Annotated in this window: 21 protein-coding genes; 10 read left to right on the top strand and 11 right to left on the bottom strand. The window is 67.1% G+C overall.

All coding sequences use genetic code 11. From position 1 onward, the window contains the following. Positions 1–42 precede the first annotated feature (42 nt). From U5809_RS05415 to U5809_RS05435, 5 genes are all read right to left on the bottom strand, one after another. Positions 43–747, bottom strand: coding sequence for a GntR family transcriptional regulator (locus tag U5809_RS05415; RefSeq protein ID WP_322085807.1), 705 nt, complete (start codon positions 745–747; stop codon positions 43–45). Between the two features lie 307 nt (positions 748–1,054). Next, entirely contained in the window at positions 1,055–1,993 is a 939-nt protein-coding gene (ldcA, locus tag U5809_RS05420; protein ID WP_322085808.1) for a muramoyltetrapeptide carboxypeptidase, read from the bottom strand. Positions 1,994–2,074: 81 nt separating this feature from the next. Further along, positions 2,075–2,671, bottom strand: coding sequence for a tRNA adenosine(34) deaminase TadA (gene tadA, locus U5809_RS05425; protein ID WP_322085809.1), 597 nt, complete (start codon positions 2,669–2,671; stop codon positions 2,075–2,077). Next, positions 2,668–3,069 (bottom strand): DnaJ family domain-containing protein, encoded by a 402-nt coding sequence (locus U5809_RS05430; protein ID WP_012328731.1) that lies wholly within the window; start codon positions 3,067–3,069, stop codon positions 2,668–2,670. The genes tadA and U5809_RS05430 overlap by 4 nt, the downstream gene beginning before the upstream one ends. Positions 3,070–3,349: 280 nt before the next feature. Then, positions 3,350–4,567, bottom strand: coding sequence for an MFS transporter (locus U5809_RS05435; protein WP_322085810.1), 1,218 nt, complete (start codon positions 4,565–4,567; stop codon positions 3,350–3,352). A gap of 288 nt (positions 4,568–4,855) precedes the next feature. On the opposite strand from U5809_RS05435, the gene U5809_RS05440 reads away from it, so the two are divergent. From U5809_RS05440 to U5809_RS05475, 8 genes are all read left to right on the top strand, one after another. After that, entirely contained in the window at positions 4,856–5,626 is a 771-nt protein-coding gene (locus U5809_RS05440) for a GntR family transcriptional regulator (protein WP_322085811.1), read from the top strand. Next, positions 5,623–7,362 (top strand): fumarate reductase/succinate dehydrogenase flavoprotein subunit, encoded by a 1,740-nt coding sequence (locus U5809_RS05445; protein WP_322085812.1) that lies wholly within the window; start codon positions 5,623–5,625, stop codon positions 7,360–7,362. The genes U5809_RS05440 and U5809_RS05445 overlap by 4 nt, the downstream gene beginning before the upstream one ends. 11 nt (positions 7,363–7,373) lie before the next feature. Next, positions 7,374–7,619: a ferredoxin family protein gene (locus U5809_RS05450; RefSeq protein WP_175920231.1), complete on the top strand. Its 246-nt coding sequence runs from the start codon at positions 7,374–7,376 to the stop codon at positions 7,617–7,619. 31 nt (positions 7,620–7,650) lie between these two features. Beyond that, positions 7,651–8,646 carry a HEAT repeat domain-containing protein gene (locus U5809_RS05455; protein ID WP_322085813.1) on the top strand — a complete coding sequence of 332 codons (996 nt, stop codon included), beginning with the start codon at positions 7,651–7,653 and terminating at the stop codon, positions 8,644–8,646. Then, on the top strand, positions 8,643–8,921 hold the full coding sequence (locus U5809_RS05460; protein ID WP_322085814.1) for a gamma-butyrobetaine hydroxylase-like domain-containing protein: 279 nt from the start codon (positions 8,643–8,645) through the stop codon (positions 8,919–8,921). Before U5809_RS05455 ends, U5809_RS05460 begins: the two co-directional genes overlap by 4 nt. 106 nt (positions 8,922–9,027) lie before the next feature. Next, entirely contained in the window at positions 9,028–9,906 is an 879-nt protein-coding gene (locus tag U5809_RS05465) for an NAD(P)-dependent oxidoreductase (protein WP_176047313.1), read from the top strand. Between the two features lie 8 nt (positions 9,907–9,914). Further along, on the top strand, positions 9,915–10,403 hold the full coding sequence (locus U5809_RS05470) for an NUDIX hydrolase (RefSeq protein ID WP_322085815.1): 489 nt from the start codon (positions 9,915–9,917) through the stop codon (positions 10,401–10,403). Between the two features lie 97 nt (positions 10,404–10,500). After that, positions 10,501–10,950 carry an acetyltransferase gene (locus U5809_RS05475; RefSeq protein ID WP_322085920.1) on the top strand — a complete coding sequence of 150 codons (450 nt, stop codon included), beginning with the start codon at positions 10,501–10,503 and terminating at the stop codon, positions 10,948–10,950. Positions 10,951–11,024: 74 nt separating this feature from the next. Here U5809_RS05475 and U5809_RS05480 read toward each other — a convergent pair whose 3' ends face one another. Continuing rightward, positions 11,025–11,591: a helix-turn-helix domain-containing protein gene (locus U5809_RS05480; RefSeq protein ID WP_322085816.1), complete on the bottom strand. Its 567-nt coding sequence runs from the start codon at positions 11,589–11,591 to the stop codon at positions 11,025–11,027. Between the two features lie 84 nt (positions 11,592–11,675). On the opposite strand from U5809_RS05480, the gene U5809_RS05485 reads away from it, so the two are divergent. Beyond that, positions 11,676–12,341, top strand: coding sequence for a DJ-1/PfpI family protein (locus tag U5809_RS05485; RefSeq protein WP_322085921.1), 666 nt, complete (start codon positions 11,676–11,678; stop codon positions 12,339–12,341). 256 nt (positions 12,342–12,597) lie between these two features. After that, a complete protein-coding gene (locus U5809_RS05490; RefSeq protein ID WP_322085817.1) occupies positions 12,598–13,215 on the top strand; it encodes a 3'-5' exonuclease in 618 nt (205 codons plus the stop codon). 213 nt (positions 13,216–13,428) lie between these two features. Here the strand turns inward: U5809_RS05490 and guaA are convergent, their stop codons facing one another. From guaA to U5809_RS05515, 5 genes are all read right to left on the bottom strand, one after another. Beyond that, the gene (guaA, locus tag U5809_RS05495) at positions 13,429–15,048 is read right to left on the bottom strand and encodes a glutamine-hydrolyzing GMP synthase (protein WP_282505383.1); all 1,620 of its coding nucleotides are present in this window, start codon (positions 15,046–15,048) and stop codon (positions 13,429–13,431) included. A 107-nt stretch (positions 15,049–15,155) separates the two neighbouring features. Beyond that, positions 15,156–15,761 (bottom strand): hypothetical protein, encoded by a 606-nt coding sequence (locus U5809_RS05500; RefSeq protein WP_322085818.1) that lies wholly within the window; start codon positions 15,759–15,761, stop codon positions 15,156–15,158. A gap of 6 nt (positions 15,762–15,767) precedes the next feature. After that, positions 15,768–17,228, bottom strand: coding sequence for an IMP dehydrogenase (guaB, locus tag U5809_RS05505; RefSeq protein ID WP_322085819.1), 1,461 nt, complete (start codon positions 17,226–17,228; stop codon positions 15,768–15,770). Positions 17,229–17,506: 278 nt separating this feature from the next. Further along, the gene (locus U5809_RS05510; RefSeq protein WP_322085820.1) at positions 17,507–18,313 is read right to left on the bottom strand and encodes a DUF2182 domain-containing protein; all 807 of its coding nucleotides are present in this window, start codon (positions 18,311–18,313) and stop codon (positions 17,507–17,509) included. 30 nt (positions 18,314–18,343) lie between these two features. After that, positions 18,344–19,108: a DUF899 domain-containing protein gene (locus U5809_RS05515; protein ID WP_322085821.1), complete on the bottom strand. Its 765-nt coding sequence runs from the start codon at positions 19,106–19,108 to the stop codon at positions 18,344–18,346. Positions 19,109–19,191 lie beyond the last annotated feature (83 nt).

Here is a 19,191-nt window from a genome sequence, read left to right on the forward strand (position 1 = left end):
TTTCGCTCGTTCTGTGGCGCGCGGCCGGGTTCGCGTCGCCGCTCAGGCGCCGCCGAACACTTCGCGCAAATCGACCTGCCCTTGCGCGGGCCGGTCGAGCATCTTCAGTTCGACATGCTGCAGGTGGCGCGCCATCAGCGTCGCCGCCTGCTTCGGATCGCCCGCCTCCAGCGCGGCGAGGATCTCGTCGTGGTCGTCGCACGAGCACGGGCTGCGCCCGTGCGATTCGTACAGTGCGGACATCAGCGTCGAGCGTGCGACGAGCCCTTCGAGGCACTCGCTGAGCGTCGCATTTCCCATCAGCGTGGCGAGCGTCGTGTGAAATTCGCCCGACAGCCGGATCCACGCCGCGAAGTCGTGCCGCTCGAACGCCCTGCGTTCCTTGTCGATCAACGCAGCAACGCCTTTCAGCCGCTTCGCGCCGGGCCCGGTTGCAAGCCGCTCGACCACCGCAAGCTCGATGATCCGGCGCATCTCGAACACCTCGTGCACGTCCTGCAGCGTCGGGCTCGCGACGAACGCGCCGCGGTTCGGCTCGAGCTCGACCAGCTTGTCGGTCGCGAGCTGCGCGAGCGCCTGGCGGATCGTCCCGCGCTTCACGCCGAACACGTCGCAGAGCTGCGCCTCCGTCAGCTTCGCGCCGGGCGCGAGCCGATGCTCGAGGATCGCGGTGCGGATCCGCTCGGCGATCGCTTCGGGGCCGGCTACGCCGGACGGCTGGGAATCGGGCTCGTTCATGATCTGCATCGTGTGATGATCCTCATGCTAGGGCGGACATAAAGATTGTCAACAATTCTTTTCGGGGATTGCGCACAATTGGCGTGCATCGATGTGACCCTGCCCGGTGCATGATGCGCTCATTCCATGCACGACAAGCCTTTCAGGCAAGACAGAAGCCCATCTCGTCGTATACCCGCCCGGCCATTTTGTTGACAAAAATGGTGCACAACCTGGCAACGACCGGATTCAAGTCGATGAAAATTTCCGACCGTTAGTTGCGTACTTATATAAAGAAAAAGGCGGGAAACCCGCCTTTCGATCGATCGCGCCGGCATCAGCCGAGATGCGGATAGTCCGACAGTGTCAGCCGGAAGCCGTGCGCATTCGCAACGAGCTGTGCCTGCGCGCCGAACGGCAGTGTCAGCAGGTCCGGCACGTGGCCGAACTGGAGCCCCGTGACGACCGGAATCCCGATCACCGCGCGCACCTGGTCGATCATCGCCTGCATGTCGTAGCCGTTGTCGTACTCGAACGGCCGCGCGCCGGTGAACTGGCCAAGCACGAGCGCCTGCTGGCGCGCGAGCAGCCCCGACAGGTGCAGCTGATAGATCATCCGCTCGATCCGGAACGGCTGCTCGTTGACGTCCTCGATGAACAGGATGCCGCCTTCGATGTCGGGCATGTATGGCGTGCCGATCAGCGACGTCAGGATCGCGAGGTTGCCACCCCACAACGTGCCCGTCACGTTCACGCTCTGCACCTGCGGCGCCTCGGTGACGATCGTCGTGCTCGGCTGCGTCAGCGTCTGCCAGAAGTGCTGCATCGTGAAGTCGCTCGGCGTTTCCGCGCCGAAGTCGGCGGACAGCATCGGGCCGCCGAACGTCTTGATGCGCGCCTTTGCATAGAGCGCGAGCTGGATCGCGGTGAAGTCGCTGTGGCCGACGAGCGCGACCGGTTGATCGCGCAGCCGACGCTCGAGCCCGCGGTAGTCGAGCCCGTGCAGGATCCGCGCGGCGCCGTAGCCGCCGCGCACCGCGAGCGCGATGTCCGGCAACGGCCGCTCGGGATCGGCGAGGCGGTTCAGGTCGCCTGCCCGCTCGCCGTCGGTGCCGCCGAACCGCTGGAAGCGTCGCTGCGTCGCCTCGATGTTCTCGATGCGCTGCTGCGCAGTGCTGAGGCGCTCGAGCGCGCGGTTGATCGCGTCGGGGTCGTGCGGATAACCGGACGGCGCCAGCAGGCGGATGGTGTAGGACGCGGCGGGCTGGAAGGACATGGCGAAAGGTGTCGGGTCGTCAAACCTGCTTAGAGGGTCCGAACCGTCTCCGGTTCACGGCGTCGTGCGCGGCGAGCGTGCTTACGACGCGCCGGATTCGGCATCGCGGGCGAGCCGCGCTTCGCGCAGCGCTCGGCGGCGCTCGGCGAAGAACGACTTCAGCGCGGCGCCGCATTCGTCGGCGAGCACGCCGCCCGTCACTTCGGTATGGTGGTTGAGCTGCGGATTCGCGAACGCGTCGATCACGCTGCCGCACGCGCCCGTCTTCGGATCGGCGGCGCCATAGACGACTCGCGCGATGCGCGCATGCATGATCGCCCCTGCGCACATCAGGCACGGCTCGAGCGTCACGTACAGCTCGCAGCCGGGCATCCGGTAATTCTCCAGATGCTGCGCGGCCATGCGCAGCGCGGCCATTTCCGCATGGGCCGACGGGTCGTGCCCGCCGATCGGATGGTTGAAGCCGCGTGCGATCACTTCGTCACCGCGCACGAGCACCGCGCCGACCGGCACTTCGCCGGCCGCGCGCGCCTCTTCGGCGGCGGCCTGCGCGAGCCGCATGAAATGCAGGTCGCGCGCCGACACGGGCGTGGCTTCGGGAACAGGTGTATCGGTGGCCGGCTCGGCCGCCGGGGCGATTGCCGACCGGGCTGCGTCGTGCAGCTCGCCGGACGTCACATCGGCCCCGCTTCGGCGGGCGCTTCGTCGAGCCCACGCTCGCACAGGCGTTCGGCGATGCGTCGGCAGTAGTCGCGCGGCATCACCATCGGGCCGCCGCGCAGCGATTCGAGCGCCATGTCGAGCGCGAGGATCTTGGCCTGCAACCGGCAGCGCGCGGCACGGTCGCTGACCGCCTGCACTTCGTCATGCAGGTTGCGCAGCGCGCGCAATTGCTCGACCGCCGGCGGCACGAAGCCCGCGTTCTTCAGGATACGGTTGGCCACCCGCACCTCCTCGGGCACGAGCAGGTCGTCATCCAGCGCCTGCGGCGCGCCGGTACCCGGCAAATCGTCGAACTCGCCCCGCGCGGCGGCGGCGGCAATACGTTGTTCGACCAGGGCGTCAAGCAATCTCATCAGTCAATCGGAACAATGCGGCAGGCCGAATTCTAGCAGGGTGACGCGGCTATGACAGGCCCTTCGAATATATGCTCGATATTGTGTTTTTTAGGGGCCGAATCGCTGCGCATGCACGCCGATCACCGTCAAATGCCGCTCTGCTGCGCCGCAGCGGGCTGAGCGGCGTCCGGACCGCGTCAAACGCACGCGGTGTCGGGCCCTTTTTTTTAATCGTGATGAGGCGAGTCGAACCCCGCCGATCCGGCGAAATGGCCGCCGCCCCGCTGTCGTTGCCGCGTCACGCGGCCACCGTTTCCGGGTGCGGTTTCGCGAACGGGCGGAACATCATCGCGATCAGGAACGCGCCGATGCCGATCGCGAACGAACCGAGGTACAACCAGCCGTAGCTGCCGAACGTGTCGACGATCAGGCCGCCGGCGACCGGGCCCGCGGCCATCCCGAGGCTGCCGGCCATCGCGCAGCCGCCGATCACGGTGCCCATCATCCGCAGCGGGAAATTCTCGCGCGCGAGCACCGAATACAGCGGCATCACGCCCGCGTAGATGAAGCCGAACAGCGTCGCAACCGCGTAGAACCCGTCGAGCGAGCGCACGAAGTAGTAGCCGAGCGCGCCGAGCGCCTGCGCGAGCAGCCCGGCCACCAGCATGCGCTTCGCGCCGAGGCGATCGCCGAGAATCCCGAACGCGATCCGGCCGCCCATGCCGGCGAGCCCTTCGACGCTATAGATAGACACCGCGACGATCAGCGGGATGCCGCACGTGACCGCGTAGCTGACCGTATGGAAGATCGGGCCCGAGTGCGTCGCGCAGCAGAAGAAATTGGTCAGCAGCAGGATCATGAACTGCGGCGAGCGCAGGGCATCCGCGACCGACATCGCCGCGGGCGCGCCGGCAGCCGAAGGCGCGGCGTGCGCGGGAGCATGGTCGAGCGCGGGCGCCCGCCGCACCAGCAGCGACACGGGAATCATCACGACGGCGGCCAGCGCGGCAATCAGCAGCATCGACGTGCGCCAGTCGCGCACCGACACGAGCCACGCGGCGAGCGGCGCCATCGTCATCGGCGCCATCCCCATGCCGGCCGACACGAGCGACACCGCCAGGCTGCGATGCGTGTCGAACCAGCCCGTCACGCACGCCATCATCGGCGCGAATATCGCGGCCGTCGCGCTGCCGACGGCGAGGCCGAAGGTCAGCTGGAACACGAGCAGCGACGGCGCGCGGCTCGCCAGCGCCAGGCTCGCCGACAGCAGCACCGCGCCCGCGATGACGACCGGCCGCGTGCCGATCCGGTCCGACAGGCTGCCCCATGCCATGCTCGCGAAAGCCATCGCGATGAAGCCGAGCGTCATCGCCGTGGAAATGCCGGTCATCGACCAGCCCGTATCGCGCGCAATCGCGCGCAGGAACACCGGCAGCGAAAACATCGCGCCGATCGCGACGCAGCCCATCAGGCCGCCCGCGGCGACGATCACCCAGCGGTATCGGGAATCCGTCATCTCGTGTCTCCTGGTTCGTTTCGACCGTCTCGGAAACCGGGCGCGGGCCGCGCGCACGGCGCAATGCCCGGTCGACATGGGTACGACGGGCGAATCCTCGGTAAATCGACATGCGCGACCCACGGACCGACGATTTTTTATTGTCGATCAATTCGCGCGGCCGGCAAGGGGCGCATCACGCGTTCGCCCCGCTTTTCCGGAATCGGAAATTCGATATCGCAAATGATTGGTTTGGCCCTGCGGCCGCGCTGACTACACTCGACTCATCTTGTCATAACAAGTTGATCGATGACCTCATCCAACGTCGTGCCGCTGTCGGCGGCCCCGCTCTACGTGCAGATCAAGGACACGTTGCGCGCGCGCATTCTCGACGGCACCTATGCGCCGCACAGCCGGATGCCGTCCGAGCACGAGCTGTGCGCAATGTTCGACGTCAGCCGCATCACGGTGCGCCAGGCGCTCGGCGACCTGCAGAAGGAAGGACTGCTGTTCAAGCTGCATGGCAAGGGCACGTTCGTGTCGAAGCCGAAGGCATTCCAGAACGTGACGTCGCTGCAGGGCTTCGCCGAGGCGATGTCGTCGATGGGCTACGAGATCGTCAACCAGTTGCGCAGTTTCCGCACCGTGAAAGCCGACCGCCATCTCGCGACGAAGCTGAACGTGCCCGAAGGCGCACCGCTCGTCGAGATCCATCGCGTGCGGCTGCTGAACCGCGAACCGGTGTCGCTCGAACAGACCTGGGTGCCCGAAGCGCTCGGCAAGCGCCTCGCGGGCGCCGATCTCGCGACCCGGGACATCTTCCTCGTGCTGGAAAACGACTGCGGCATCCCGCTCGGCCATGCCGACGTGTCGATCGACGCGATCCTCGCCGACGACGAGATCGTCGACGCGCTGCGCGTCGAGGAAAGCAGCCCCGTGCTGCGCATCGAGCGCCTCACGCACGACGCGTCAGGTACCCCGATCGACTACGAATACCTCTACTTCCGCGGCGACGCATTCCAGTACCGGCTGCGCATCGACCGGCAAAAAGCACGCAAATCTGCAAGGAAACAGCAATGACGACCCAGGTTCATGAATACGACATCGTCGTGGTCGGCGGCGGCACGGCCGGACCGATGGCGGCGATCAAGGCGAAGGAGCGCGATCCGTCCCTGCGCGTGTTGCTGCTCGAGAAGGCCAACGTGAAGCGCAGCGGCGCGATCTCGATGGGCATGGACGGCCTGAACAACGCGGTGATCCCCGGGCATGCCACGGCCGAACAGTACACGCGCGAGATCACGATCGCCAACGACGGCATCGTCGACCAGGAGGCCGTGTACGCGTATGCGACGCACAGCTTCGCGACGATCGAGCAACTCGACCGCTGGGGCGTGAAGTTCGAGAAAGACGGCACCGGCGACTATGCGGTGAAGAAGGTCCATCACATGGGCTCGTACGTGCTGCCGATGCCGGAGGGACACGACATCAAGAAGGTGCTGTACCGGCAGCTGAAGCGCGCGCGCATCGCGATCACGAACCGCATCGTCGCGACGCGCGTGCTGACCGACACGCAGGGCCGCGCGAGCGGCGTGCTCGGCTTCGACTGCCGCACCGCCGAGTTCCACGTGATCCGCGCGAAGGCCGTGATCCTCTGCTGCGGAGCGGCCGGCCGCCTCGGCTTGCCGGCGTCGGGCTACCTGATGGGCACCTACGAGAACCCGACCAACGCGGGCGACGGTTATGCGATGGCCTATCACGCCGGCGCCGCGCTCGCGAATCTCGAATGCTTCCAGATCAACCCGCTGATCAAGGACTACAACGGCCCCGCGTGCGCATACGTGACGGGCCCGCTCGGCGGCTTCACCGCGAACGGCAAGGGCGAGCGCTTCATCGAATGCGACTACTGGAGCGGCCAGATGATGTGGGAGTTCTATCAGGAACTGCAGAGCGGCAACGGCCCCGTGTTCCTGAAGCTCGACCATCTCGCGGAGGAAACGATCCGGACCATCGAGCAGATCCTGCATACGAACGAGCGGCCGAGCCGCGGCCGCTTCCATGCCGGGCGCGGCACCGACTACCGCAGCCAGATGGTCGAGATGCACATCTCCGAGATCGGCTTCTGCAGCGGCCACAGCGCATCGGGCGTCCATGTGAACGCACGCGCAGAGACGACGGTGCCGGGGCTCTATGCAGCCGGCGACATGGCGGCCGTCCCGCACAACTACATGCTCGGCGCGTTCACGTACGGCTGGTTCGCCGGGCAGAACGCGGCCGACTACGTGGCCGGCCGCGATCATGCGCCGGTGGACGACGAACAGGTCGAGGCCGAACGCGCCCGCGTGCTCGCGCCACTTCTGCGCGAACACGGCCTCGCGCCGGCGCAGGTGGAGTACAAGCTGCGCCGCATGGTGAACGATTACCTGCAACCGCCGAAGGTGACGCGCAAGATGGAAATCGGGCTGCAGCGTTTTGATGGAATTACTGAGGATATCGAACAGATGAAGGCCAGCCATCCGCACGAACTGATGCGCGCGGCCGAAGTGCGTGCGATCCGCGACTGCGCGGAAATGGCCGCGCGCGCGTCGCTGTTCCGCACCGAGAGCCGCTGGGGGCTGTATCACCATCGCGTCGACTTCCCGCATCGCAACGACGCCGAATGGTTCTGCCATACATGGCTGCGCAAAGGCATCGACGGCGCAATGCGCAGCGAGAAACGGCCCGTCGAACCCTACATCGTGCCGCTTGCCGATGACGAACGCGGCGCCTACGCGCAGTTGCGCATCCGCGAACCGGCCGCGCTCGCGGCCGCCCTCTGAGGAACCATGCCATGCCGCATACCCCGCACGACATCTTCCAGCGCAGCAGCGCGCCCGTCACGATCGACGACGCACTGTGCATCGCTGACAAGGGCTGCACCGTCTGCGTCGACGTGTGCCCGCTCGACCTGCTCGCCATCGACGTGACCAAGGGCAAGGCCTACATGCAGTTCGACGAATGCTGGTACTGCATGCCGTGCGAGCGCGATTGCCCGACCGGCGCAGTCAAGGTCGATATCCCTTACCTGCTGCGCTGACCGCCTGCGTCAGCGCCCTATCCCCTCGCTCATGACCGACTTCTCCTACGCTTCCCCGCTACCCGGCGCACACGAGCGCGACCGGGCCGCGCTCGTCGCCCGCCTCGCCGCGCCCGACGCATCCGTGCGCCGTGTCGCGCTCTTCGAACTCGCGGATCTCGAGGATCCCGAGCTCGTGCCGGCATTCGTCGCCGCACTGCGCACCGATCCGTCGGCCGACGTGCGCGGCGAGGCTGCCCGCGTACTCGGTGCGTGGGAACAGCCCGATGTCGTCGATGCACTGTGCGGCGCGCTGCTCGATCCCGACGACGACGTACGCGCCGCCGCCGCGCAGAGCCTGTCCGAACTGAAGGACGCGGCATCGGGTGCCGTGCTGTGCCGCTGGGCCGACCGGCCCGAGCCGTTCGTCCGCCGCGCCGTGCTGCGCGGCTTGCGCGAATTGCGCGACCCCGCCGCGTTCGCCCCCGCGCTGCACGCGCTCGATGCCGAGCCGCCGGCCGTGCGCGCCGAAGCCGTTGCAGTACTCGGCTGGCTCAGGGATCCGCGCGCGCTATCGCCGCTCGCGCGCATCGCGACGGCCGATGCCGACGCGGACGTGCGACGCGCCGCGGTCGGCTCGATCGGCTTCGCGGCGGCCGACGATGCGACCGTCATCGACGCATTGCTCGCCGCGCTGCGCGACCGCGCATGGCAAGTGCGCGAGGAAGCGGCCACCACGCTCGGCAAGCTGCGCGTGACGACCGCGCGCGAGCCGCTCGTCACCGCGCTCGACGACGATTTCTGGCAGGTGCGCCTGCGCGCCACGCGCGCACTCGGGCAGTTGCGCGATGCGGCTGCGGCACCGGCCGTCGTCGCGCTGCTCTCGCATGCGATCAGCAACCTGCGCAAGGAAGCCGCGCTTGCGCTCGGCGAATTAGGCGACCCTGCGACGCTGCCCGCACTGAACGATGCGCTCGAGGATCGAGATCCGGAAGTCCGCAAGGCCGTGCGGATCGCGATCCAGCAAATCGGCGACGCTCCGCGATGATCTTGCCGACCGAAATCGCACTCGATCATTCCGCACGCACGCTGACGCTGCACTGGCCCGATGGCAACACGCAGCGCATCGGCTATGCGCAATTGCGCAGCGATTGCCCGTGCGCGGAATGCCGACGCATCCGGCGTGACGGCGGCCGTGTCGATGCACGCCCCGACCTGACGATGGAAGGCGTGGAACCGGCCGGCTACGGCATCCGCCTCATGTTCGGCGACGGCCACGCACGCGGCATCTATCCGTGGCCCTATCTGGCGGACCTCGCGTAGCACCCGTCATGCGGCTCACGCGGGCTCGCAGGCGAGATGGCCGGCGTGCGCAAACGCTGCGATACTGACGCCCACGACCGTCTCCACCCACCGTGGGAGCAAGGACATGCAAACCGCAGTCGGATTCATCGGCCTCGGCGTGATGGGCACGCCGATGGCGCTCAATCTCGCGCGGGCCGGCACGCCGCTCGTCGTTTGGAGCCGGTCGCACGGCAGCGACGATGCATTGCGCGACGCCGGCGCACGCGTCGCCAAGCACGTCGACGACGTATTCGCGACCTGCCGCACCGTGATCCTGATGCTCGCGAACGACGCGGCGATCGACGCCGTCCTCGCGCGCGGCACGCCCGGTTTTGCCGCGCGCGTCGGCGGCCACACGATCGTGAACATGGGCACCAACGCCCCCGAGTACTCGCGTGCGCTCGCCGATGAAATCGCCGCTGCGTCGGGCCGCTACGTCGAGGCGCCCGTGTCGGGCTCGCGCAAGCCGGCCGAGGCCGGCCAGCTCGTCGTGATGCTGGCCGGCGCGCCGCACGACGTCGACGCCGTGCGCCCGCTCGTGAAGCCGCTGTGCCGCGACAGCTTCGTATGCGGCGACGTGCCGTCGGCGCTGACGATGAAGCTCGCGGTCAACCTGTTCCTGATCACGATGGTCACCGGCCTGACCGAAGCCACGCATTTCGCGCAACGTCACGGCATCGATCTCGCCCGCTTCGCCGACGTGCTGAACGCCGGCCCGATGGCAAGTGACGTGTCGCGCGTGAAGCTCGGCAAGCTGGTCGCCGGGGATTTCTCCGTGCAGGCCGCGATCACCGACGTGCTGAAGAACGCGCGCCTCGTCGCCGAATCCGCGCGCAGCATCGGCATCGCGTCACCGCTGCTCGACATCTGCCACGCGCTTTATGGCGAGACCGCCAAGGCCGGACATGGCTCGGACGACATGGTCGCTGTCATCCGGGCGATTGAGCGTCGCACCGACGCGTAGGCACGACCATGTCCGGATCGTCGCATTCCGCACCCGTTGCCGCCGCACCCGTGCGCGCCGTTCCCGCCGTGATCGGCATCGTGCTGCGCGAACGCGACGTACTGCTCGTGCGCCGCGCGAATCCGCCCGATGCGGGATGCTGGGGATTCCCCGGCGGCAAGATCGAACCGGGCGAGCCGATCGCGGACGCGGTCGTTCGCGAGATCGCCGAAGAGACGACCGTCGAAGTCGCAGCGCTCGATGCCTTTACCGCGCTGGATGCGTTCGATTACGATGCCAGCGGCGCCGTGCGCCAGCATTTCATCATGGTCGCGGTGCTGTGCAGATGGTTGCGCGGCACGCCCGTTGCCGGCGACGATGCGCTCGATGCGCGCTGGTTCGGCATCGACGAGCTCGACCGCGACGATTTGCCGATGAGCGCAGGCGTGCGCGACGTCGCACGACGGGCGATCGAACGGGCGGCATCGCTGGGCGACGCGAGACGCTCGCCTATCTGAAATTCCGTTGTCGTTTTCGCGCTACCGTGCGGGCGACGCGCTCGGTCCATCAAGGGGCCGGCTACCCGCCGAGTCCCGGATCACCACTTATCCAGCCATGATCAGAATTCGCAAATCCACCGACACCGACGGCACGCGCGTGCTGGCCATCTGGCGCAATGCAGTCGATGCCACGCATCACTTCCTGAGCGACGACGATCGTCGCGCGATCGAATCCGAAGTCGTCGCGTTCCTGCCCGCCGCACCGCTCGACCTGGCTGTCGACGAACACGATCGGGCGATCGGTTTCATGCTGCTCGACGGCAGTCACATGGAAGCGCTGTTCGTCGACCCCGGCCACCATGGCGCGGGGGTCGGGCGGCGGCTTGTCGAACATGCACTCGCGCGCCATCCCGGCTTGACGACCGACGTCAACGAGCAGAACGAAGCGGCGACGGGATTCTACGAACGGCTCGGATTCGAGCGCTGCGGTCGATCGGCGCTCGATGGACAAGGCCGGCCTTATCCGCTGATTCACCTTCGTTATCGGGGTGGTAAGCAGCCCTGAGGAGGATCGGGAAAACGCGTGACATCCAATCGCGTCGCATCAATCCGATACGCCCCTCACGCGGCTACACGCAGCTACACGCGTCGTCGCGGCAGCACACGCTCGGCGACGGCGAACGCACGTTGCATGAAGTGATTGAACCGCTCGGCCTCGCGCCGCAGCCCCGCCTGCTGACCGCCGATCAAGCACAGGTGCGCGACCTGCCCCACGATCTCGGCTTCGCCCGGCATGCGGACCCAGCGACGGGACATCTCGACCGCGAAGGCGAGACGCGTGGCATCGACGCGCTGCTGGAACGCTGCAACCAGCGCGTCCTGCAACGCCCACGCGCGAATCGCCACTTCGCGTCCCGGCCGCTTTTCAGCTGCGATGCGCAGGTAGCGCGTCAGCGTGTCGCCCGCACTGCGGCCCTCCGCCGCGTACGCGAGCATGCGTGCGGTGTAGTCGTCCTCCCACGCGGTCAGCAGTGCCCGGACGAAGTCTTCGCGATTGCGGAAGTGGTGATAGAACGAGCCGCGGGTCACGTTCAGCCGTCGCGCGAGGCTTTCGGCCGAAATGCCCGAATAGCCCTCCCCGTCGAGGGCGTCGAAGCCCGCCGCGATCCAGTCGTTTCGAGTCAGTGTACGCATCGGCATCGCCATACAGGCTGTGTATGGTGCGGGTTGGACAGTTAGGCTGCGAACTCTATCACGGCCGCCGCCGCTTCCCGCATGGCGCCACGACTCATGGAGTTCGCGTTGAAAGACATCGTGCTCGTTGCATTCGACCGGTTCACCGACATCGACCTGTTCCTGATGTGGGACATCCTCGGGCGCAACACCTCGGACTGGCGCGTCCGGATTCTTGGCGCGCAGCCCGTGCTGCATTCCGCGCATGGGCTGGCCATTCCCGTTCACGGCCCGCTGTCGGATGCCAATCACGCCGATGCCGTGTTGTTCTCGAGCGGCAAGCAAGGCATACCGGCCGCGCTGGCGAGCCCGGATTTCCTGCCGTCGTTCGAACTCGATCCGGCGCACCAGCATATCGGGTCGATCTGCGCCGGCGCGTTCATTCTCGAACGGCTTGGGTTGCTGGCGGAGCGTCGGGCAACCACCCATCCCGATGCGCGGGATGGCTTGCTCGCACACGGGCTGCAGGCGCCGGATCAGCCGCTGGTGTGTCACGGCAACGTCGCGACGGCGGGCGGCTGCCTCGCGGCGCTCTACCTGACTGGGTGGCTGGTGGAATCGATGTTCGATCCGGACAAGCGCCGCGAAACGCTGCTGCCCGTGCTGCCGGCCGGGCAGCGGGACATCTATGAGGAACTGATCGAATTCAGCATCAGGCAAGGGACGGGGCAAACCACGGGCTCGATCCGAATGATCGAAGGCGCGAGCGGGCTTGCCGCCTGATGTTCGGAGCGACGTGCATCCAATCGCCAGCGTACCGATCGGGCATCGCGGCGAAGAAAAGGCGATGCTTCTGAACCGGCGGCGGCACATCGAATCCGGGCAGCGTCAGTTGGGTCGCGGCACCATGGCAGCGGATCGCAAATGGTGAAATGGCGAGAAAGTGCGTTTCTGGGGCTGAACGAGTCTATCGCAGACTCGAAAGTGCTACCCTCTCGGCCAACCCAAACGTCACCCCATGAAGCAGCAGGATTCAACCATGCAAACCGTCGCGGTACTGGACTTCGAAACTACCGGGCTGTCGCCGAATATGGGCGACCGTGCGACCGAAATCGCCGTCATCCTTCTGCGTGACGGGCAGATCGTCGACCGTTTCCAGAGCCTGATGAATGCGGGCAGACGCATCCCGTCCGACGTCGTCGCGCTCACCGGCATCACGAACGACATGATTGCGGCGGCGCCACCGGCGTCCGAAGTCATGAAGGAAGCAGCGGCGTTCGTCGGCAAGCATGCCGTCGTCGCCCACAACGCTGGTTTCGACAAGCGCTTCTGGCAGTCGGAGCTCGGGCTGCTCGGCATGTCGGCCGAGCACTCCTTCGCCTGCACGATGCTCGTCGCGAGACGGATCTACCCGGACGCCCAAAGTCACCGCCTGTCGAGTCTGGTCGAGATGCTGCGGTTGCCGAAATCGGGCCGTGCGCACCGGGCGATGGTCGATGCCGAGATGGCTGGCCATCTGTGGTGCCGGTTGCAGGACGACATTGCGCGGACTTACGGGCTGGACCGGATCGATCACACGCTGATGTCGCGTGTCCAGGCAACGAGCAAGGCAAAGGTGCCGACGTACCTGCGATCGCTCGTGCGCGCGCACGCGTGAGCATCCGAATTCGATCGCGGCCGGGAACACGACGCGTCCTGATCCACGCGATGCGTTAGCGCAAAACGGCTTGGCAATCGCCAAGCCGTTTTTTTGTCCGGACCGGAGCCTGGACAGCAGACGAACCGAACCGGCCACCCGCTACGCACTATCGCGCCATCAACCGACGCGCAATGACGAAAGCGAACCCGAACGCCGATTCGGCCGCGATGCTCACTCCCACTCGATCGTCGCCGGCGGCTTGCCCGAGATGTCGTACACGACCCGGTTGATCCCGCGCACTTCGTTGATGATCCGGTTCGACGCACGGCCGAGCAGCGCGTACGGCAAGTGCGCCCAGTGCGCGGTCATGAAGTCGGTCGTCTGCACGGCGCGCAGCGACGTCACGTAGTCGTACGTGCGGCCATCGCCCATCACGCCGACCGACTTGACCGGCAGGAACACCGCGAATGCCTGGCTCGTCAGGTCGTACCAGCTCTTGCCGACATCGGCCTCGCCGCACAGGCCCGCAGCCGCATCCTGCGCGGTCGCGGTCGTGTTGCGCAGCTCCTCGATGAAGATCGCGTCCGCGCGGCGCAGCAGGTCCGCGAACTCGCGCTTCACTTCGCCGAGAATCCGCACGCCGAGGCCCGGGCCCGGGAACGGATGGCGGTACACCATCTCCGGCGGCAGGCCGAGCGCGACGCCCAGCTCGCGCACTTCGTCCTTGAACAGGTCGCGCAGCGGTTCGAGCAGCTTCAGGCCGAGCGTTTCCGGCAGGCCGCCGACGTTGTGGTGGCTCTTGATCGTCGTCGCCTTCTTCGTCTTCGTGCCGCCCGATTCGACCACGTCCGGGTAGATCGTGCCCTGCGCGAGCCACTTCGCCTTCGACAGCTTCTTCGCCTCGGCCTGGAACACCTCGACGAACTCGCGGCCGATGATCTTGCGCTTCGCTTCCGGATCGGTCACGCCGGCCAGGTGGCCGAGGAACTGATCGGCTGCATCGACGTGCACGACCTTCGCATGCAGGCGGCCTTCGAACATGTCGAGCACCATCTTGCCTTCGTTCAGGCGCAGCAGGCCGTGATCGACGAACACGCAGGTGAGCTGGTCGCCGATCGCGCGGTGGATCAGCGCCGCTGCGACGCTCGAATCGACGCCGCCCGACAGGCCGAGAATCACTTCCTCGTCACCGACCTGCTCGCGGATCTTCGCGACGGCTTCCTCGATGTGGTTCTTCATGATCCAGTCGGGCTTCGCGCCGGCGATCTGCAGCACGAAGCGTTCGATGATCTGGCGGCCCTTCACCGTGTGCGTGACTTCCGGGTGGAACTGCACCGCGTAGTAGCCGCGCGCCTCGTCGGCCATGCCGGCGATCGGGCAGCTCGGCGTCGACGCCATCAGCGCGAAGCCCGGCGGCAGTTCGGCAACCTTGTCGCCGTGGCTCATCCAGACCTTCAGCATCCCGTGGCCTTCGGCCGTCGTGAAATCCTCGATGCCGTCGAGCAGGCGCGTATGGCCGTGCGCACGCATTTCCGCGTAGCCGAATTCGCGATGGTCGCTCCACTCGACCTTGCCGCCGAGCTGCACGGCCATCGTCTGCATGCCGTAGCAGATGCCGAGCACGGGCACGCCGAGATCCCACACGGCCTGCGGCGCGCGCAGTTGATGGTCTTCGTACGTGCTCGCATGGCTGCCCGACAGGATCACCGCCTTCGGCGCGAACTCGCGGACGAAGTCGTCGGACACATCGTTCGGATGGATTTCGCAGTAGACGTGGGCTTCACGCACACGCCGCGCAATCAGTTGGGTGACTTGCGAACCGAAGTCGAGAATCAGGATTTTGTCGTGCATGGCTGCGGACGGGATGAAGAGAATGAGAAAAGCAGCGCACAAAGCGCTGCGTCAAAAGCATGGACAACGGCGTCGGGCGGCAGGTGGCTCGCGCGACGCATCGCCGGTCAATCCTGCATCGGCGGGCGTTCGTCGAGAGCGACGCCGCCGGACGACTGACTGGAACCGGCTGAAGCCGGCGACGATGCCGCAGGCGCCGCGGGACGGCTGACGACGGGCTCGACACGCTGCGGCGCGGGCGACGACGCCTGCGCCATCGCCGGCTCGGCCGGACGCTGCGCCGGGGCGCGCGCCTCGAGCGCTTGCGCCTTCTCGCGCCGGCGCACGGCCGATGCGATTCGCACGCCGCCGAGGCCGAGCACGATCAGCACGATGCCGGCCGCGACCGACAGCACCCTGCCGGCGGCCGCAAGCGCGGGACCGCTGCCGGCGCCGAACGACCAGACGATCGTCAGCACGCCGGTCAGCCAGTACACATGGCCGACCGACCGCGCCACCGGCGCCGTGAGGTCACCGTTGAACGCCGCATGAAACGCGAGCCACGCGAGCCCGAGCAACGCGATGCCGAACGCCTGGCCGAGCATCGCCGGCTGGATGTTCTGCAGCTGCAGCGCATTGAACAGCGACTGCCAGGGCGTCAGCACGAACAGCACGCCGAACGCCAGCAGCAGCACGGCATCGAGGATCAGCACGGCTCGCAGCAGCGGTTTCATCGGCGATCAGTCCACGTGGTAGTTCGGTGCTTCCTTCGTGATCTGCACGTCGTGCACGTGCGACTCGCGCATGCCCGCCGCAGTGATCTGGACGAATTCGGCCTTGTCGTGCAGCTCGTCGATCGTGCGGCAGCCGCAGTAGCCCATGCTCGCGCGCACGCCACCGACCAGCTGGAACAGGATCGCGTTGACCGAACCCTTGTACGCGACGCGGCCTTCGATGCCTTCCGGCACGAGCTTGTCGATGTTCGCCGAGTTGTCCTGGAAGTAGCGGTCTGCCGCGCCGTCCTTCATCGCACCGACCGAACCCATGCCGCGATACGACTTGTACTGGCGGCCCTGAAACAGGAACACGTCGCCCGGCGCCTCTTCGGTACCCGCGAACATGCTGCCCATCATCACCGCGTTCGCGCCGGCCGCGAGAGCCTTCGACACGTCGCCCGAGAAGCGCACACCACCGTCGGCGATGCACGGCACGCCAGTGCCCTTCAGCGCTTCCGCGACGTTCGAGATCGCGCTGATCTGCGGCACGCCCACACCGGCGACGATCCGCGTCGTGCAGATCGAGCCCGGGCCGATACCGACCTTGACCGCGTCCGCGCCGTATTCGACCAGCGCCTTCGCGGCGGCGGCCGTCGCGATGTTGCCGCCGATCACCTCGACGTGCGGGAAGTTCTGCTTGACCCAGCGGACGCGCTCGAGCACGCCCTTGCTGTGACCGTGCGCGGTATCGACGACGATCACGTCGACGCCGGCCTGCACCAGCAGCTCGACGCGCTCTTCGTTGTCGGGGCCGACGCCGACCGCCGCGCCTGCGCGCAGCTTGCCGTGTTCGTCCTTGCACGCGTCCGGGTGCTCGGTCTGCTTCGTGATGTCCTTGACGGTCATCAGGCCGCGCAGTTCGAACGCATCGTTGACGACCAGCACGCGCTCGAGGCGGTGGCTGTGCATCAGTGCCTTCGCTTCGGCGAGCGGCGTGCCTTCCTTGACCGTGACGAGGCGCTCGCGCGACGTCATGATCGACTTGACCGGCTCGTCGAGGCGCGTTTCGAAACGCAGGTCACGGTTCGTGACGATACCGACGAGCTGCGGGCCTTCGACAACCGGGAAGCCCGAGATGCCATGCTGGCGCGACAGCGCGATCACGTCGCGCACCTTCATTTGCGGCGGCACCGTGATCGGGTCGCGGACGACGCCCGACTCGAAACGCTTGACCTTCGCGACCTCGCGAGCCTGCTCGGCCGGCGTGAGGTTCTTGTGGACGATACCGACGCCACCCTGCTGCGCCATCGCGATCGCGAGGCGACCTTCGGTGACCGTGTCCATCGCGGCGGACACGAGCGGCATGTTCAGGGAGATGTTGCGGGTCAGCTTGGTCTTGAGGCTGGTGTCGCGCGGGAGAACGTCGGAGAAGGCGGGAACGAGGAGCACGTCATCGAAAGTGAGTGCTTTTTGGATCAGACGCATGGCAAATCCTATGGGCGCAAAAGCGAATTATACGCGAAGCGCCGTGAATTTTCACAACACGAACAACGGCTTAGCCGGTTTCAGCCGTTCGGGGGCCGAATCGTTCGGATCGCGGTTCGGTTCGTTTTCGATCGCCTTTCGTTTCACCGCTGCATCGAGCCATTCGCGCAACGGGCGGCAATCCGGCCCATCGGCCCGTTGCGAACCGGTCACGCGGCCGAAGCGGCCACGATGAAACAAGGCCCGGCAACGTGTCGAATCGGCCTGCGTACCCTGTGTTATAGCAGCCCTGCCGCACGCACGATCATCCCGATGCCGCAGCCGACCGCCACGCAACCGGCGATCCACGCAACACGCCCGCCGGGCGGCGCGAGGCGCTCGGCGGCGATCGCGACCGTCACGGCGGCCATCACGCGCAGGTCCATCATGCCGGCCGCCAGCGCGATCGCCATCAGGTTCCCGCAACAGGCGCTGCAGTGCATGGCGGCCCGCACGCCGTGCCGCCATGCCGCACCGGCAACGGCCGACGACCGGTGTACGCCGCCTGCCGGATGCCGGCAGCATGCCAGCCGCCGCGCCTTCCACGCGGAGAATTGCAGCATGCCCGCAACCGACACGACCGCGCCGGCCGCGAACGGCAGCGCACGGGCAAGCGCCGGCAGCCGTGCGGCGGCGGCCGTCAGCGCGGCGCCAGCCGGAAACACGAGCGCCCCGAGCGCCATCCACACCGCGAAATACCCGGCGCCCGCGACGACGACGAGCCAGGCGGAACGCGCCATGGCCATCGGGCCGATACGCTGCCGGTATCGCCAGAGCATCGGCGCCAGCACCGGCAGCATCATCGTCATCGTCATCGCGCCCCACATTCCGGCGAACGCCGCGAATGCACGTCCGGCGCCCCGGCCACACGGCTGCAGCCATGCGGCCGAAGCCATCCAGCCACCGGCCATCGGTTCGCTGCCCATCGCGGCCATCGACGCATGCTGCGCCAGTGTCGCCGTCACGGCGACGGCGAACACGGCCGCGAGTGCGGCCCCGAATGCCCGCGGATCAGGGCCTGCCCCGCCGATTGCCGACCGCACCATCGCACGCTCCCGCCCGTCGCCGGCTTGCGCTCAGCCGCGCGCGTACTCGTCGTGACGGCGCCACCACGGGCCGGCTTCGTTGCGCCCGCGCGGCGCGCGATCGAGCCACTGGTACATCCCCCACAGCCCGTCAAGCCCGCGCGCATAGGTCGAGTACGTGTGATAGACGACACCATCCTCGCGCACGAATGCGCTCATCCCCGGCCGGTCGAGCGAATACGTGACCGCGTCGGTGCCGCAGGTGGCCGCGAACTGCACGACGGGCGCCGGCGGCGGATCCATGTCCATCGCATGGCCGGCCCGCACATAGTTGTATTCGACGTCGCCCGTGCGCTGCTGTGTTTCGGTGAACGATACGTTGAAGTCGAAGTTGAAATCGCTGCCGACCGACGATGCCCACGGGAAGGTCCACCCCATCCGCTCGCGGTACGCGAGCAGCTTCGCGAGCGGTGCGCGCGACACGGCCGAGAGCGTCACATCGTGGTGCGCCAGGTGCACGGCGAAGCCGTCGAACCCGTCGGCGAGCGCCGAGCACGACGGGCAGCCGGCCTTGTAGTCGGGGCCGAACATGAAGTGATAGACGAGCAGTTGCGAACGGCCGCGAAACAGGTCGTCGAGCGTCGCCCGGCCGTCCTCGGTGTCGAACCGGTAGGTCTTGTCGACACGCACCCACGGCAGCGCCTGGCGCCGCCGTGCAAGTTCGTCGCTTTGCCGCGTCAACGCCTTTTCAGCGTCGAGCAGTGCGCGGCGCTCGGCCAGCCATTCGTCGCGCGTTCCGGTGAGATGGTTCGTCATTGCGGGTGCCTCCTTCGGTGGATATCCGGGCACGGCGTACGAAGCCGTGTACGTGGTGCTAGATTAGTGGCCGGCATCGGACC

Origin of the sequence: Burkholderia sp. BCC1999 (assembly GCF_905339975.1) — a bacterium.
Classification (GTDB): domain Bacteria; phylum Pseudomonadota; class Gammaproteobacteria; order Burkholderiales; family Burkholderiaceae; genus Burkholderia.